We start from the raw sequence: 16376 nt of genomic DNA, 5'->3' as shown, positions 1-16376 counted from the left end.
AGAGGGATTCCATGACAGGAACCACGGCAACCGGAACCGGTACGGCGGGAACCGACTGGCAGGCCTGGCAGGAGAGCTGGGACCGCCAGCAGGAGTGGTACATGCCGGACCGCGAGGAGCGGTTCCGCATCATGCTCGACATGGTCGAGGCCTGCGTCGGGACCGAGCCGCGCATCCTCGACCTCGCCTGCGGCACCGGCAGCATCACGGCCCGGCTGCTCGCCCGCTTCCCGGGCGCCACCAGCACCGGCATCGACCTCGACCCCGCGCTCCTGGCCATCGCCCGTGGCACCTTCGACGGCGACGACCGGGTCACCTTCGTCGAGGCCGACCTCAAGGACCCCGACTGGCCGGCGCGGCTGCCGTACGAGACGTACGACGCGGTGCTCACCGCCACCGCCCTCCACTGGCTGCACAGCGCCCCCCTCGCGGCCCTGTACGGCCGGATCGCCGGGCTGGTCCGCCACGGCGGCGTCTTCATGAACGCCGACCACATGATCGACGAGACCACGCCCCGGATCAACGCGGCCGAGCGCGGCCTGCGCCACGCCCGCATGGATCAGGCCACGCGGGACGGTGCCCTGGACTGGGCGCAGTGGTGGCAGCTCGCCGCGAAGGACCCCGCCCTGGCGGGCCCGACCGCCCGCCGCTTCGAGATCTACGGCGACCACGCGGACGGCGACATGCCCTCGCCGCAGTGGCACGCGCGCGTGCTGCGGGAGAAGGGGTTCGGGGAGGCCCGGGCGGTGTGGTGTTCGCCCGCGGACACCTTGCTGCTGGCGCTGAAGTGACATCGGCGGCTCCGAACTGAGAAGGGGCGGTACGGGATGTCCCGTACCGCCCCTTTCCCGTCGTACCGCTACAGCACCTTCGACAGGAACGACTTCGTGCGCTCGTGCTGCGGGTTCGTCAGCACCTCGCGCGGGTGGCCGGACTCGACCACCACGCCGTCGTCCATGAAGACGAGCGAGTCGCCGACCTCGCGGGCGAAGCCCATCTCGTGGGTGACGACGATCATCGTCATGCCGTCCTCGGCGAGGTCCCGCATCACGTCCAGGACCTCGCCGACCAGCTCCGGGTCGAGGGCCGAGGTCGGCTCGTCGAAGAGCATCAGCTTGGGCTCCATCGCCAGCGCCCGGGCGATGGCGACGCGCTGCTGCTGACCGCCGGAGAGCTGGGACGGGTAGTGGCCGGTCTTGTCGCCGAGACCGACCCGGTCCAGCAGCCGCGCCGCGCGCTCCCGGGCGACCGCCTTCGACTCGCGCTTGACCTGGACCGGCGCCTCCATGACGTTCTCCAGCGCCGTCATGTGCGGGAAGAGGTTGAAGCGCTGGAACACCATGCCGATGTCCCGCCGCTGCGCGGCGACCTCCTTCTCCTTCAGCTCGTAGAGCTTGTCGCCGCTCTGCCGGTAGCCGACCAGCTGGCCGTCGACGTACAGCCGTCCGGCGCTGATCTTCTCCAGGTGGTTGATGCACCGCAGGAACGTGGACTTGCCGGAACCGGACGGGCCGATCAGGCAGAACACCTCGCGCGGGTTCACCTCCAGGTCGATGCCCTTGAGGATGTGCGCGAGACCGAAGGACTTGTGCACGCCCTCGGCCTTCACCATTGCGTTCATGGGTTACCGCCGCCAGCTGGAGAGGGAGAGCATGTTCATCTTGGCCAGGTTGGTCCTGACCTTCTGCAACGGCGTCGCCGGCAAGTTGCGGGTCGAACCGCGGGCGTAACGGCGTTCGACGTAGTACTGCACGATGCTGAAGATCGTGGTCAGGAACAGGTACCAGATGCAGGCCACGAAGTACATCTCCACCACCGCCAGCGAGGTGCTGGAGATGTCCGTGGCCTTCTTGATCAGCTCGGGGAGCTGGACCGCGTACGCCAGCGACGAGGTCTTCAGCATGTTGATGTACTCGTTGCCGGTCGGCGGGACGATGACCCGCATGGCCTGCGGGAGGATCACACGCCGCAGCGTCTGGCCGTGGGTCATGCCCAGGGCGTGCGAGGCCTCCGTCTGACCCTCGTCGACCGACTGGATGCCGGCCCGGACGATCTCCGACATGTACGCGGCCTCGTTCAGGCCGAGCCCCAGCAGGGCCGTCAGGACCGGCGTCATCACCTGGTTCATCTCGTTCTTGTAGAACCCCAGGTTCAGGATGGGGAAGACGAGCGAGATGTTGTACCAGAGCAGCAGCTGCACCAGGACCGGGGTGCCGCGGAAGAACCAGATGTAGAACCAGGCCACGGTGCTGGTGACCGGGTTCGAGGACAGCCGCATCACGGCCAGGACGATGCCGAGGGCGACACCCAGCACCATGGCCAGCACGGATATGTACAGCGTCGTCCAGGCACCGCTCATGATGCCCTTGTCGAACAGGTAGTCCGGGATGATGCTGTAGTTGATCTTCGCGTTGGAGAAGGCGACCCCGATCAGCGCCAGGACCGCGATGACCAGGACGCCGGCCACCCAGCGCCCGTAGTGGCGCACCGGTATGGCCTTGATCTGCTCCGGCGGCACGGCCGCCGGAGCCTTGTCGAGCGTGTCAGTCACGGTGACTGCCTTTCAGTGCTGCGCGTGGCTCAGGAGCCGCCGTTGATCTTCGCCTCGGTCACCGCGCCGTCCGTGACGTTCCACTTCTGCAGGATCTTGGTGTAGTCGCCGTTCTTGATGATCGCGCTCATCGCGGCCTGGAGGGCGTCACGCAGCTGTGTGTTGCTCTTGCTGACGGCGATGCCGTACGGGCCCGCCTCGATCTGGTCGCCGGTGACCTCGAAGTCCTTGCCGCCGCCGGAGGTCTTCGCGTTGTACGCCGCGACCGGGAAGTCGTTCAGGTCGGCGACGGAGGCGCCCTGCTTCAGACGGAGCAGCGCCTCGGGGTCGGTGTCGAAGGTCTGCAGGTCGATGGCCTTCTTGCCGTCCTTGGTGCACTTCTTGCTCTGTGTCTTGGCGATGCCCTCGGAGGTGGTGCCCTTCTGCAGGGCCACGACCTTGCCGCACAGGTCGTCGAGCGACTTGATGCCCTTCGGGTTGCCCTTCTGCACCAGGATCGAGGTACCGGCGGTGAAGTAGTCGACGAAGTCGACTCCGTTGCCGACCTTCTGGCCGTTGTCGGAGTTGATGCCGTTCTGGCGGTCCTTGGTGTCGCTCATCGCCGACATGATCACCTGGAAGCGGTTGGCCTGCAGGCCCACGATCAGGTTGTCGAACTTGCCGTTCTGGAACTCGAACTTCACGCCGAGCTGCTTGCCGAGGGCATCCGCGATGTCCGGGTCGATGCCGGCGGTGCTGCCGTTCTGGACGAACTCGACCGGCGGGTAGGCGATGTCCGAGCCCACCTTGATGACGCCTGCCTTGCGGATGTCGGCAGGGAGCTTGGAGGCGAGGGGAGCCGAGGACGAGGACGTCCCCGAGCCGTTGCTGCCCTTGTCCGTGTGGTCACCGCAGCCGGTGAGGACCAGGGCGCCTGCGACCGCGATCGCACCGACCGCTGCCAGACGGGTGCGTGCCGCGGTCGTACGAGGGGTGGAGCTTGCGGTCATGTTGGGTTCCTCCGGCGGATGGGTGGAGTTGCCGACGGGTCGACGAGCACACACACCTTCGGGTGTCGCGACCTCGCGGGTTTACGGCATCTTGCCATTCGGACTAAGCCGTTCAGGGGACCCGTCATGTCAAAATCGGATAACGGGTGACCCCCGAACCGCACCAGGCCGGTACAACATGGCCGGACCATCTGCGGGAATCCGGCCTTCCGGCCGGAAGATCTTCGACGCATCTCGGGATGCGGACCTGCACTCCGAGGCGTTGATCACTGTTCGGCCGCCGGTCAAGGGACCGTCGAGGATTCGTCGAGGGCGTGTCCCTATATTTCGGGACGAACCTTGTGGCCGAGATGTGACCTTCGGGTTCCGCGATGTGACCTTGCCCTTATTGGACTCGTCCTTGGCCCGGTGCGTCCGGTAAGAAGGTTCTTTACACCCCTCATCCGGGGCTCAGGGCGCGTGTGCGGCGCGCCCGTCGCGCAGGACCCGTACGCAACACCGACCGGGACTGACGCGGTGCCCGCCCACCCCTCACCAGGAGTGGCCACCCTCAACCAATGAAGACTTAAGGGGTAAAACAAAGTGGCAGCGGAGATCGTCAATCCTCGCAGCGACAGCAGTACGGATCAGGACGGCGGGGCCGAGCCCCTCGATTCCTTCGATCCGGCGTTCGCGCTGCACCGCGGCGGCAAGATGGCCGTGCAGGCCACCGTGCCGGTCCGTGACAAGGACGACCTGTCCTTGGCGTACACGCCCGGCGTTGCGAAGGTGTGCAGCGCCATCGCCGAGCAGCCGGAACTCGTCCACGACTACACGTGGAAGTCGTCCGTCGTGGCCGTGGTCACCGACGGCACGGCCGTGCTCGGACTCGGGGACATCGGCCCCGAGGCCTCCCTTCCGGTGATGGAAGGCAAGGCGATTCTGTTCAAGCAGTTCGGTGGCGTCGACGCCGTTCCGATCGCGCTCGACTGCACCGGTGTCGACGAGATCGTCGAGACCGTGGTGCGGCTCGCGCCGTCCTTCGGCGGCGTCAACTTGGAGGACATCTCGGCGCCGCGGTGCTTCGAGATCGAGCGGAAGCTGCAGGAGCGGCTGGACATTCCGGTCTTCCACGACGACCAGCACGGTACGGCGGTCGTGACGCTGGCGGCCCTGCGCAACGCCGCGCGGCTGAGCGGGCGGGCCATCGGGGATCTGCGGGCCGTCATCTCGGGTGCCGGTGCGGCCGGTGTCGCCATCGCCAAGATGCTGGTCGAGGCCGGTATCGGGGATGTCGCGGTGGCCGACCGCAAGGGCATCGTGTCGGCGGACCGGGACGACCTGACGGACGTCAAGCGGGAGCTCGCCTCCTTCACCAACAAGGCCGGCATCACCGGGCCGCTGGAGGCGGCTCTGGAGGGTGCGGACGTCTTCATCGGCGTCTCCGGCGGTACGGTCGCGGAGTCCGCGGTGGCTTCGATGGCCGAGGGCGCGTTCGTGTTCGCGATGGCCAACCCGAACCCCGAGGTGCACCCCGACGTCGCGCACAAGTACGCGGCGGTGGTGGCGACCGGGCGGTCGGACTTCCCGAACCAGATCAACAACGTGCTGGCGTTCCCGGGCATCTTCGCGGGCGCGCTGCAGGTTCGTGCCTCCCGGATCACGGAGGGGATGAAGATCGCGGCGGCCGAGGCGCTGGCGGGGGTCGTCGGGGACGACCTTGCTGCGGACTACGTGATTCCGTCGCCGTTCGACGAGCGGGTGGCTCCGGCTGTCACGGCGGCTGTCGCTGCGGCGGCCCGTGCGGAGGGTGTCGCCCGGCGCTGACGTGCCGTCGGCTTTGATGGCCCCGCCCGGTTGGGCGGGGCCATTTCCTTTCCCGCTCGCCCACCCGTTCGGGTGGTTCAAGGGCTGAGCGTTTCCCGTGCGTGGGGTCTCCGTCGGCGAGGGCGGGTACGTCGGGGCCGGTAGTGCAAGAGGGTGTGTGTCACAGAGCTCTGCGGTTCCGCCGCGCCGGTGTGCCGCCTATCGTCAAGGTCATGTTCGCCGTCTACGCCGCCCGAATCGACCGTGACCAGCCACTGAACGGCCTCGAGTTGGGGGACCGGCCCGCTCCTGAGGCCCGGCCCGGCTGGAGTGTCGTCGACGTCAGGGCCGCCTCCCTGAATCACCACGACCTCTGGTCCCTGAGGGGCGTGGGCCTGTCCGAGGACAAACTGCCGATGATCCTCGGCTGCGACGCCGCCGGTGTCGACGAGGACGGCAACGAGGTCGTCCTGCACTCCGTGATCGGACAGAGCGGTCACGGCGTCGGCCCCCGGGAGCCCCGTTCCATCCTCACCGAGCACTACCAGGGCACCTTCGCCGAGCGGGTCGCCGTGCCGACCTGGAACATCCTGCCCAAGCCCAAGGAGCTCTCCTTCGCGGAGGCCGCCTGTCTGCCGACGGCCTGGCTGACGGCGTACCGCATGCTCTTCACCAACGCGGGCGTACGTCCCGGCGATTCGGTCCTCGTGCAGGGTGCCGGCGGCGGGGTCGCGACGGCCGCGATCGTGCTCGGGAAGGCGGCCGGGCTGCGGGTCTTCGCCACCAGCCGGGACGAGGCCAAGCGGAAGCGGGCCGTGGAGCTGGGTGCCGTCGAGGCGCTGGAGTCGGGGGCGCGGCTGCCGCAGCGCGTCGATGCCGTCATCGAGACCGTAGGCGCCGCCACCTGGTCGCACTCGGTGAAGTCGCTGAGGCCGGGGGGCACGCTGGTCATCTCGGGCGCGACGAGCGGTGACCGGCCCTCGCATGCCGAGCTGACCCGGATTTTCTTCCTCGAACTCAAGGTCGTCGGCTCCACGATGGGCACCAAGGACGAGCTGGAGGACCTGCTCTCCTTCTGCGCCGCGACCGGCGTACGTCCGGTCATCGACGAGGTGCTGCCGATGGACCGGGCCCGGGAGGGCTTCGAACGGATGGCGTCCGGCGAGCAGTTCGGGAAGATCGTGCTCACCCACGACTGACATCTCCTGTCCGCGCGTGTGACGGCCGGCCCGGCTTCGGGCCGGCCGTCGGCATTTGTCAACCGGGGTTGACGGGGTCGGCATGTCAACGTAGGTTGACATTATGACCGAAGCAACGGATCTCGCCGAGCGCGCGGGCGACCGCGATCCACGGGTCGGACTGCGTGCCGTCGCCGCACTGCGCAGGCTGCTGGAGCAGCTGGAGGCGGTGCAGGTGCGCAGTGCGCGCCATCAGGGCTGGTCGTGGCAGGAGATCGCCGCGGAACTCGGAGTCAGCAGGCAGGCCGTGCACAAGAAGTACGGGAGGCATTGATGTTCGAGCGGTTCACAAAGGACGCCCGTGGGGTGGTGCAGGCGGCGGTCGAGCACGCGGAACGGACAGGGGCGCCGTCCGTCGACGCCGAGCACATGCTGCTCGCGCTGCTCGACCGCGAGGGCAGCCGCGCCTGGTTCGCGTTCACCTCCCTCGGGGTGACCGCTGAACGCAAGGAGTCGATACGGGAGGCGGTGGCCGAGGCCCGTCGGCGGGCCGGGCTGTCCCGGTCCGAGGCCGACGCTCTCGCCGGGCTGGGGATCGACGTGGCGGAGATCGTCGCCCGCGTCGAGGCGGTGCACGGCATCGGCGCGATGTCCGGCGACCGCAGGGACAAGAGCTGGTGGTCGGGGCGCCGCAGCTTCGGCCGGAGCGCCAAGCAGATCCTGGAGACGTCGCTGCGCACCGCCGTCGCCCACGGCGACCGGCACATCGGCGACGAGCACATCCTCCTGGCGCTGACCGCCCGCCCGGGCATCCCCGCCGAGATCCTCGCGGACCGCGGGGTGACATACGAGTCGCTGATACGGGTGCTGTTCGGCGGGGGCGGTGAGGCGAAGGCCGGATGACCGGGCGCACGTGACGGGCTCGGAAGGCGGGTGTGCTGGGCCGGGGGTGTCCGTGGTGGGTCCTAGGGTGGAGCCTGCCGAGGTTGGCCTGGTCCTTCGAAGGAGCTCTCATGACCGTGTCCGAGCCCGTGCCGCTCGTGTTCGTCCCTGCGGACGGGGCCGTGCGGGAGGCGGTGACCAAGGTGGGCGGGCAGCCCGTGTGGCTGGAGGAGCCGCAGTGGCCGCTGTCGCGCGAGACGGGCCGGCCGATGGAGTTCCTGGGCCAGTTCGCCCTGGAGGGCGGCCGGCTCGCCCTTCTGTTCATGACCGGGGACGAGGGGGAGTACGTCGACGGCACCTGGGAGCCGGAGGGCGGGGAGAACGCCCTGGTGATCCAACCCGGCGGCCGCGTCCCTGACTTCGTGACCGTCGAGCGTCGGGCGGAGGGGCCGAGCGCGGGGCCCGACCATCTGCCGCGGCACATCGACTCCGCAGAGCACTCCGGTGAGCATTCCAACGAGGAAGAGGACCGCAGGCCCTGGCAGTTCCTCGGTGGGCCCGGGGTCGAACCGCACTGGCTCCAGGGCGACGAGACACCCGGCGACGGATGGCAACTGGTGGTCCAGCTCGACTCCGGGAAGCTGCCCTTCGACGTCAACTTCGGCGACGCAGGCGTGGGTTACGCCTTTCTCTCGCCGGACGGCAAGGAGGGCCGCTTCCTCTGGCAGTGCACCTGACGACTGCCTCCGCCTCCGCCTCCGCGGCAAGCGGCCCGCCGGCTGCTACACCCTCGGTGTGCGCAGTATCGCTCCGATGTGTGCCGCCGCCGTCGACAGATGGCGGCGGGCGTCGCGGAGCTGTTCGTCCGTGACGCCGTGGTCCCGGGCCGCGTCACGGATGTCGTCCCGGAAGCGGTCCAGCAGGCGGTCGAGGTCGCGGGACGGGTCTCCGGTGGTGGCCTCGTGCGCCCACGACGGTTCGTACTCCGCGGGGAAGTCCTCCTTGGTGTGCGAGTACTCCGGCCGCGGAGCCGCGGTGCCGGTACCGGCCCGTCCGAACCCGAGGTCCTTTCCGAACTCCCGGCCGAAGTCCTTCCCGAAATCCCCGAACTCCTTGGCCAGTTCGGTCAGGCCCTCGCGCACCCCCGTCGGCCAGTCGCCCCGCGCGAAGTGGTCCTGTACCTGCTCCTGCACCCGCTTGGCGATGCGCTGCAGCTCCTCCTGGGCCTGGGCCCGGGCCTGCTCCTGCGCCTCCTTGGCCTGGCGCCGGGCCCGCTGGGCCTCCTCGCGGGCCCGGCGGCTCTCGTCCTTGGCGCGCCGGGCCTGCTCCTTCCACTCCTGCTTGACGCGCCGCATCTCCTCCTTCGCGGCACGCCAGGACTCCTTGTCGCCGTACTCCCCGAAGTCACCGAGGGAGCCGTCACCTTCGCCGCGCCCCTTGCCGGCGGCGCCCCGCCGGGCCTCCGTGGCCGCGGCCCGCATCTCGCGCCGCAGATCGCCCGCCGCGCCGCGCACATCGGCCCGGATCTCGGCGGCCAGTTCCGCGACCGACTCGCGGATCTCCAGCTCCAGGTCGGCCAGCTCGCCGCTGCGGTCGGCCAGTTCGGCGCGGCCCGCGTCCGTGATCGCGTACACCTTGCGGCCGCCCTCGGTGGTGTGGGTGACCAGGCCCTCGGCCTCCAGCTTGGCCAGGCGGGGGTAGACCGTGCCCGCCGACGGTGCGTACAGCCCCTGGAAGCGCTCCTCCAGGAGGCGGATCACCTCGTAGCCGTGGCGCGGGGCCTCGTCCAGGAGCTTCAGCAGATAGAGGCGTAGGCGGCCGTGGGCGAAGACGGGAGGCATGTCAGAGCACCTTCTTGTCGGTCGTGCCGTCGGCAGGGTCGTCGGTCGAGCCGTCGTCCTGGCCGGAAACGGAATTGTCCCCCGAGTCGTTGCGTGGTCCGTCCGCCGGGGTGCTGGCCGGTGCGGTCTGCGCGGCCGGCTCCGCACCCGCCGGAGGCGTGTCCTCGATCAGGGGGCCGATGTCCTCCGGCGCCACGTCCCACGGCTCGTCCTCCGCCGGGGGCCGCCGCAGCAGGGCGATCGAGCCCGAGACGGTCGTCGCCTTCAGGCTTCCGCTGCCCGAGCCGAGCCGCCCGGTGATCCTCTTGGCGCCCCACTGGCCGCTGACCCGCAGGTCCTCGAAGGCACTGGACACCGTCCCGCTCGCCGTGTTCGCCTCCACCTCCGCATCCGCCGGGTGGGGCAGCCGGATGGCGATCTCGCCGGAGACGTTCGCCAGGACGATGTTCGTCGGGCGGCTCGCCGGATCGAGGTCGACGATCATCGAGCCGCTCACCGAGTCCGCCTTGACCGAGGAGCCCGCCTCGACCACGGTCAGGTCCCCGGAGACCGAGTTGAAGCGGAGGTCGCCGCGCAGGGCCTGCGCCTCCAGATTCCCCGAGACGGTGTCGGCGCGCACCGGGCCCGTCAGCCCCACCAGGGTGGTGTCCCCGGTGACGCCCTTCACCTCCGTACGCCCGTCGATCCCGGAGACGACCGCCGCGGCGCCGACCACGCCCACCTCCACGCGCGTGTCGGCCGGGACGGCGAGGGAGACGACGGCGCTGCGCCGCCATCCCTTGCGGTCGAGCCACTTGAGGAAGCCCTTCCACGGCAGGTCGTCGTACGCGACGGTGAGCGTGCCGCCCTGCTGGCTCACCAGCAGCGGTGGTCCCTCGATCTCGGAGACCTCCAGTCGGGCGGAATCTTCGTCCGTGCCCACCACGTTCACCGTTCCGTTGACGATGCGTACGTGGAGTTCGCGGACGGGCTTGTCGAAGGTGAGCTTCCGCGGCTCACCGACAGACCACTCGGACATGGTGCAGACCTCCCCGTCGCAACGCGCCATATCGCGTCTCCTGCAATTCACGATATATCGCGGGCGGCGAAAGTCAAGGCACTCGTTCTGGTGATCTGCGCGGGCTCCGAAATGACCGGAGTGGTCGAATCGCCCTAGCGTGTGAGCATGTCGAACGCCGGTGCCCTGCTCCTGTGCCGGGCGCAGCCCGAGTCCGTCGCCCCCGCCGCCCATCTGCTGCGCGACCGCATGCTGCTCGCCCCGGCAGGCGACGCCTGGAGCGTGCTCCTTCCCGAGGGCGGGCCCTGGCTGCACGGCGGCGAACCCGTCGACCGCGTCCTGACCGGCTGGGCCACCGCTCTCGCTGTCGGCGCCCCCTGGCCCGTACTCGCCCTGTGGTGGGACGCCGACCGCGCCGGCTTCACTCTGGCGTCGGGCTTCCGCCGCCCGGTGGGCTATGTCTGGCTCGCGAACGGCACCCCGGCCGCGGAGGACGAGGCCATGCGCGCGTTCGCCGACCGCCTGGGCCTGGACCCGGTGCTCGACGTGCAGGACCTGGACCACCTCACGAAACCCGACCCCGGGACCGACGCGCGCGCCCGGCTGCGCGCCCTGATCGCGGTCCTCACGCGCGCGGGCGTCGCACTTCCCGAGGGCATCACCCCGGGTGAACCCGCCGACCGCCTCCGCGAGGCCGCACACGCCCTGCCGGACGCCCGCCCGGCGGAGTGGCCGGGCGGGCGCGAGGCGGTACGGGCGGAACTCGACGCCGCCGAGAGCAGCCACCTGGGCCCGTGGCTGCCCTGGTCGGGGACACCGCGGGCGCGGGCTCTGGCCCTGGCCCAGGTCGCGGCCGGGCTCCCGCTCACGGCCTGGGGGCTACGACGCCGCAGCGGCGGCTGGACGACGGCGGGGGCGCTGCTGCTGGCGCACGGAGCGGTCGGACTGGCGTACGACCTGGTGTGGCCTTGGGACTGAGGGGGACGTAAGCGCTGGGGCCCAAACCCACAAAAAGAGGGGCGCCACGCGGACACCCCGGCAGCCGGACTCCCCGGGCTCCTACTCGTCGTCCTCGTCGTCCAGCCGCGCCAGCCACGTCGCCAGCCGCTCCACCGGCACCTCGAAGTCCGGGTTGAGGTCGACGAACGTACGCAGCTGCTCGGCAAGCCACTCGAAGGTGACCTCCTCCTCGCCGCGCCGCTTCTCCAGTTCTTCGATGCCTCGGTCGGTGAAGTACATGCTGCGCTCCTGGCCTGGGATGTCTCCTGTCCAGGGTATGTGCTCGTTTCCCTCCCTCGACACCGATCCTCTTTGCACAAGCCCTGCGTGACACCTGCCTGGGCGGGCACAATGACCGTGCGCTCCAACATGCCTCGGGAGCGCGGAACTTGCCTGTGACAAGGCGGTACGGGGGAGCCATGGAGCGTAGGATCCAGGAGGTCGAGCTGCCGGGCGGGCAGATGGTTCTGGCCCGGGTCGGTGTGCTCGAGCCGGACGAGATTCCCGAGGGTCTGGACGACGACTTCGCATACGAGGACGTCGGCGTGCTCGAACGCCTTGGGCCCCGGACATGTTCTGCTCACCTCCCGCAACCGCGCCTGGAGCGAGTACACCGACGCCCTCGAGGTTCCGGCCTTCCGGCGTTCGGAGGGGCTCCCTCCTCCGTGCCAGCGGCAGCACGACCTGGGTGCCAGCCTGCGACTCCTCGGCAGGTACGCGCAGGCGTACGAACTCGACCTGGACACCCTGGCTCGGCGGGAGGACGTCCTCCGCGCCCGGCACATCAGCACGCTCGACTCGGGCAACGCCGTCAGCCAGAACTTGATGCTCCTCGGCCGCTATCGTGACGCACTGGCCCGGCAGGAGCCGCTCGTCCGGCTGCACGTCCAGGTGCTCGGCCCGCAACACCAGCAGACTCTGGCGGCCCGGGCCCAGCTGGTCATGGCCCGTCGCTGGGAGAACGACGGAGCCCCGGACTTCGGAACCTCGATGGCCGGCCTCCTGGAACAGATACGGCAACGGCACGGCCGGGAGCACCACCGTACGTTGTCCTTCCTCACCGTTTACGGCAACTACCTGCGGGAGTACGGCGACCTGAGCCACGCTGGCGAGCTGATCGACGAGGCCGAAGCCGGCTACCGTACCCTCCTCGGTCCCGCCCACCCCGTCGCCACCGGCATGCTTTCCAACATCGGCCTGGTCATGCAGACCATCGGCGAGCGCGCCGAGGCCATGTCGATGTTCGAGGCTGCCCTGGCCGGTCTCACCGCCAACCTGGGCCCCGACCATCCCTGGGCCTTGGGCTGCGCCCTGAACGCGGCCGGCGCCCGGAACGCCAACGGCCGTGTCCGGGAAGCCGTCGAGCTGAGCCGGGACACTCTGCGCCGGGCCCGGTCCGTACTGGGCGACGAACATCCGCTCACGTTGTCCTGCCAGGTGGCACTGGCCGCGGACCTGCGGGCGGCGCAGGAGATGGAGGAGGCAGGTAAGCACGAGGAGAACGGTCTGCTCGGACTTACCCGCACCTTCGGAGCCCAGCACTCGCACACTGTCGCAGCTCGCCGACGTACCCGTCCCTACTGGGACTTCGAACCCCAGCCGATCTGACCGCGCCGGAGCGCCGAAGGGCCCGGCCCCCCGAGGGGACCGGGCCCTTCGGCACTGCTGCCGAGACCTACGCCTCGAACACCTCACGCACCAGCTGCTCCTGCTCCGCCTGGTGCCGCTTCGCGGAACCGACCGCCGGAGACGACGAGTGCGGGCGCGAGATGCGGCGCAGGCGCTCGCCGTGCGGGACGTCCGCGCCGACCGCCAGGTCCAGGTGGTCGATCAGGTTGAGGGCGATGAACGGCCAGGCGCCCTGGTTCGCCGGCTCCTCCTGGGCCCACAGGTACTTCTCGACGTTCGGGTACTTGGCGATCTCCGCCTGGAGCTCGGCACCCGGCAGCGGGTACAGCCGCTCGACACGGACGATCGCGATGTCCGTGGCGCCGCGCTTGGTGCGCTCGGCCTCCAGGTCGTAGTACAGCTTGCCCGCGACGAACACGACCTTGCGGACCGCGGCCGGGTCGACCGTGGAGTCGCCGATGACCGGGCGGAACTGACCCGAGGTGAACTCCTCCGTCTTCGACGCGGCGGCCTTCAGGCGCAGCATCGACTTCGGGGTGAAGACCACCAGCGGCTTGTGGTGCGGGTTGTGCACCTGCCACCGCAGGAGGTGGAAGTAGTTCGACGGGAGGGTCGGCATCGCGACCGTCATGTTGTTCTGCGCGCACAGCTGGAGGAAGCGCTCGACGCGGGCCGAGGAGTGGTCCGGGCCCTGGCCCTCGTAGCCGTGCGGGAGGAGCAGGGTGACGCCGGACGTCTGGCCCCACTTCTGCTCGGCCGCCGAGATGTACTCGTCGACCACCGTCTGCGCGCCGTTGACGAAGTCGCCGAACTGGGCCTCCCACATCACGAGCGCGTCGGGACGGGCCAGCGAGTAGCCGTACTCGAAGCCCATGACGGCGTACTCGGAGAGCAGCGAGTTGTAGACGTTGTAGCGGGCCTGCTCCTCGGCGAGGTACTGGAGCGGGGTGTGCTCCTCGCCCGTCTCGCGGTCGATGAGGACCGCGTGGCGCTGGCCGAAGGTGCCGCGCTGGGAGTCCTGGCCGGACAGGCGCACCGGGGTGCCCTCGAGGAGGAGGGAGCCGACGGCCAGCGTCTCGCCCATGCCCCAGTCGATCGTGCCGTCCTCGACCATCGTCGCCCGGCGCTGCAGCTGCGGCAGCAGACGCGGGTGGACGTGGAAGTGGTCGGGGATGTTGACCTGGGACTCGGCGATCCGCTTCACGACCTCCGAGGTGATCGCGGTGTTCACCGGGACCGGGAACTCGGCCTGCGGGTCCGAGACCGGGGCGGCACCCGGCTGCGAGGTGGCCTCGCGGACCTCCGTGAAGACCTTCTCCAGCTGGCCCTGGTAGTCCTGCAGGGCCTGCTCGGCCTCTTCCAGGGTGATGTCGCCGCGACCGATCAGGGACTCGGTGTACAGCTTGCGCACCGAGCGCTTCTTGTCGATCAGGTCGTACATCAGCGGCTGGGTGAAGGCCGGGTTGTCGGACTCGTTGTGACCGCGGCGGCGGTAGCAGATGAGGTCGATCACCACGTCCTTGTTGAACGCCTGGCGGAACTCGAAGGCCAGCCGCGCGACGCGGACCACGGCCTCCGGGTCGTCGCCGTTCACGTGGAAGATCGGGGCCTCGATCATGCGGGCCACGTCCGTCGCGTACATGGAGGAACGCGAGGACTCGGGGGCCGCGGTGAAGCCGACCTGGTTGTTGATGACGATGTGGACCGTGCCGCCGGTGCGGTAGCCGCGCAGCTGCGACATGTTCAGGGTCTCGGCCACCACGCCCTGGCCCGCGAAGGCCGCGTCACCGTGCAGGGCGACCGGCAGGACCGTGAAGTCCGTGCCGCCCTTGTTGATGATGTCCTGCTTGGCGCGGGTGATGCCCTCGATGACCGGGTCGACCGTCTCCAGGTGGGAGGGGTTCGCGGCCAGCGAGACCGTGATCTGCTCGCCGTCCAGGCCGGTGAAGGTGCCCTGGGCGCCCAGGTGGTACTTCACGTCGCCGGAGCCGTGCATCGACTTCGGGTCGAGGTTGCCCTCGAACTCGCGGAAGATCTGCGCGTACGACTTGCCGACGATGTTGGCGAGCACGTTCAGGCGGCCGCGGTGGGCCATGCCGATGACGACCTCGTCCAGACGCGACTCGGCGGCGGAGTCGATGACCGCGTCGAGCAGCGGGATGACGGACTCGCCGCCCTCCAGGGAGAAGCGCTTCTGGCCGACGTACTTCGTCTGCAGGAAGGTCTCGAAGGCCTCAGCCGCGTTCAGCCGGCGCAGGATGCGCAGCTGCTCCTCGCGCTCCGGCTTGGAGTGCGGGCGCTCCACCCGGTCCTGGATCCACTTGCGCTGCTTGGGGTCCTGGATGTGCATGAACTCGATGCCGGTGGTGCGGCAGTACGAGTCGCGCAGCACCCCGAGGATGTCGCGCAGCTTCATCATCGACTTGCCGGCGAAGCCGCCGACGGCGAACTCGCGCTCCAGGTCCCACAGGGTGAGGCCGTGCTCGGTGATGTCCAGGTCGGGGTGCTTGCGCTGGCGGTACTCCAGCGGGTCGGTGTCGGCCATGACGTGGCCGCGGACCCGGTAGGAGTGGATCAGCTCGAAGACCCGGGCGGCCTTGGTGACGTCGTCGTCGTGCGAGGCGTCGATGTCCTTGAGCCAGCGGACCGGCTCGTAGGGGATGCGCAGGGCCTCGAAGATCTCGTCGAAGAAGCCGTTCTCGCCGAGGAGGAGGTTGGCGACGATCCGCAGGAACTCGCCGGAGGCGGCGCCCTGGATGACCCGGTGGTCGTAGGTCGACGTGAGCGTCATGACCTTCGAGATGCCGAGCTTGTTCAGAGTGTCCTGGCTGGTGCCCTGGAACTCCGCCGGGTAGTCCATGGAGCCGACGCCCATGATGACCGACTGGCCGGGCATCAGACGCGGGACCGAGTGGACGGTGCCGAGGCCGCCGGGGTTGGTCAGGGAGACCGTGACGCCGGTGAAGTCGTCCATCGTCAGCTTGCCGTCGCGGGCGCGGCGGACGATGTCCTCGTAGGCCTGCCAGAACTCGAAGAAGTTCAGCGTCTCGGCCTTCTTGATGCCCGCGACGACCAGCTGGCGGTCGCCGTTGGGCTTCACCAGGTCGATGGCGAGGCCGAAGTTGACGTGCGGCGGCTTGACGAGGGTGGGCTTCCCGTCCTTCTCCGCGTAGTGCCAGTTCATCGACGGCATCGTCTTGATGGCCTGCACCATCGCGTAGCCGATCAGGTGCGTGAAGGAGATCTTCCCGCCCCGGGCGCGCTTGAGGTGGTTGTTGATGACGATGCGGTTGTCGAACAGCAGCTTCACCGGGACCGCGCGCACGGACGTGGCCGTGGGCAGCTCCAGGGAGGCGTTCATGTTCTTCGCGACGGCGGCGGCGGGACCGCGCAGGGTCACCAGCTCGGGGCCGTCGGCGGCCTCGGTCGCGGGGGCGGCCTTGGCGGCGGGCTTCGCGGGAGCCGGAGCCGGGGCGGCGGCCTTCGCGGGGGCGGGCGCCGGAGCGGCGGCCGCGGGCTCCGGGG

Annotated in this window: 15 protein-coding genes; 8 read left to right on the top strand and 7 right to left on the bottom strand. The window is 69.6% G+C overall.

Going from position 1 to position 16376, the window contains the following annotated elements; translation table 11 throughout:
* The first annotated feature begins 11 nt into the window (after positions 1–11).
* Positions 12–791 (top strand): class I SAM-dependent methyltransferase, encoded by a 780-nt coding sequence (locus tag ABD355_RS36520; protein ID WP_344405312.1) that lies wholly within the window; start codon positions 12–14, stop codon positions 789–791.
* Positions 792–859: 68 nt separating this feature from the next.
* On the opposite strand, the gene ABD355_RS36515 is transcribed toward ABD355_RS36520, so the two are convergent.
* Genes ABD355_RS36515 through ABD355_RS36505 form a run of 3 tightly spaced genes read right to left on the bottom strand, consistent with a single transcriptional unit; the run spans position 860 to position 3540 of the window.
* Entirely contained in the window at positions 860–1621 is a 762-nt protein-coding gene (locus ABD355_RS36515; RefSeq protein ID WP_344405311.1) for an amino acid ABC transporter ATP-binding protein, read from the bottom strand.
* A 3-nt stretch (positions 1622–1624) separates the two neighbouring features.
* Positions 1625–2551: an amino acid ABC transporter permease gene (locus tag ABD355_RS36510; RefSeq protein WP_344405309.1), complete on the bottom strand. Its 927-nt coding sequence runs from the start codon at positions 2549–2551 to the stop codon at positions 1625–1627.
* Between the two features lie 29 nt (positions 2552–2580).
* Positions 2581–3540, bottom strand: a complete 960-nt coding sequence (locus tag ABD355_RS36505; RefSeq protein WP_344405308.1) for an ABC transporter substrate-binding protein — start codon at positions 3538–3540, stop codon at positions 2581–2583.
* Between the two features lie 582 nt (positions 3541–4122).
* On the opposite strand from ABD355_RS36505, the gene ABD355_RS36500 reads away from it, so the two are divergent.
* The 5 genes from ABD355_RS36500 (at position 4123) to ABD355_RS36480 (ending at position 8122) form a co-directional block, all read left to right on the top strand.
* A complete protein-coding gene (locus tag ABD355_RS36500; protein WP_344405306.1) occupies positions 4123–5346 on the top strand; it encodes an NAD(P)-dependent malic enzyme in 1224 nt (407 codons plus the stop codon).
* Positions 5347–5558: 212 nt separating this feature from the next.
* The gene (locus ABD355_RS36495) at positions 5559–6524 is read left to right on the top strand and encodes a zinc-binding dehydrogenase (RefSeq protein WP_344405305.1); all 966 of its coding nucleotides are present in this window, start codon (positions 5559–5561) and stop codon (positions 6522–6524) included.
* A gap of 103 nt (positions 6525–6627) precedes the next feature.
* Positions 6628–6837, top strand: a complete 210-nt coding sequence (locus tag ABD355_RS36490; RefSeq protein WP_030038196.1) for a helix-turn-helix domain-containing protein — start codon at positions 6628–6630, stop codon at positions 6835–6837.
* Complete coding sequence (locus ABD355_RS36485; RefSeq protein WP_344405304.1) at positions 6837–7406, top strand: Clp protease N-terminal domain-containing protein; 570 nt, start codon at positions 6837–6839, stop codon at positions 7404–7406. Before ABD355_RS36490 ends, ABD355_RS36485 begins: the two co-directional genes overlap by 1 nt.
* 110 nt (positions 7407–7516) lie before the next feature.
* The gene (locus tag ABD355_RS36480; RefSeq protein ID WP_344405303.1) at positions 7517–8122 is read left to right on the top strand and encodes a YwqG family protein; all 606 of its coding nucleotides are present in this window, start codon (positions 7517–7519) and stop codon (positions 8120–8122) included.
* A gap of 45 nt (positions 8123–8167) precedes the next feature.
* Here ABD355_RS36480 and ABD355_RS36475 read toward each other — a convergent pair whose 3' ends face one another.
* A complete protein-coding gene (locus ABD355_RS36475) occupies positions 8168–9226 on the bottom strand; it encodes a PadR family transcriptional regulator (RefSeq protein ID WP_344405302.1) in 1059 nt (352 codons plus the stop codon).
* A 1-nt stretch (position 9227) separates the two neighbouring features.
* Complete coding sequence (locus ABD355_RS36470; protein ID WP_344405301.1) at positions 9228–10244, bottom strand: DUF4097 family beta strand repeat-containing protein; 1017 nt, start codon at positions 10242–10244, stop codon at positions 9228–9230.
* A 147-nt stretch (positions 10245–10391) separates the two neighbouring features.
* On the opposite strand from ABD355_RS36470, the gene ABD355_RS36465 reads away from it, so the two are divergent.
* Positions 10392–11201 (top strand): hypothetical protein, encoded by an 810-nt coding sequence (locus ABD355_RS36465; RefSeq protein WP_344405299.1) that lies wholly within the window; start codon positions 10392–10394, stop codon positions 11199–11201.
* A gap of 81 nt (positions 11202–11282) precedes the next feature.
* Here the strand turns inward: ABD355_RS36465 and ABD355_RS36460 are convergent, their stop codons facing one another.
* Positions 11283–11462 (bottom strand): DUF6104 family protein, encoded by a 180-nt coding sequence (locus ABD355_RS36460; protein WP_003992906.1) that lies wholly within the window; start codon positions 11460–11462, stop codon positions 11283–11285.
* Positions 11463–11780: 318 nt separating this feature from the next.
* On the opposite strand from ABD355_RS36460, the gene ABD355_RS36455 reads away from it, so the two are divergent.
* Positions 11781–12830, top strand: coding sequence for a tetratricopeptide repeat protein (locus ABD355_RS36455; protein ID WP_344405298.1), 1050 nt, complete (start codon positions 11781–11783; stop codon positions 12828–12830).
* Positions 12831–12897: 67 nt separating this feature from the next.
* On the opposite strand, the gene ABD355_RS36450 is transcribed toward ABD355_RS36455, so the two are convergent.
* Positions 12898–16376: multifunctional oxoglutarate decarboxylase/oxoglutarate dehydrogenase thiamine pyrophosphate-binding subunit/dihydrolipoyllysine-residue succinyltransferase subunit (locus tag ABD355_RS36450; protein WP_344405297.1), on the bottom strand; the 3479-nt coding region annotated here is incomplete at its 5' end.

This window comes from Streptomyces longisporus (genome assembly GCF_039532765.1).
Taxonomy (GTDB): domain Bacteria; phylum Actinomycetota; class Actinomycetes; order Streptomycetales; family Streptomycetaceae; genus Streptomyces; species Streptomyces longisporus.
Note: the sequence above shows the minus strand (reverse complement) of the source record. Positions and strands in the feature narration are given on the sequence as shown.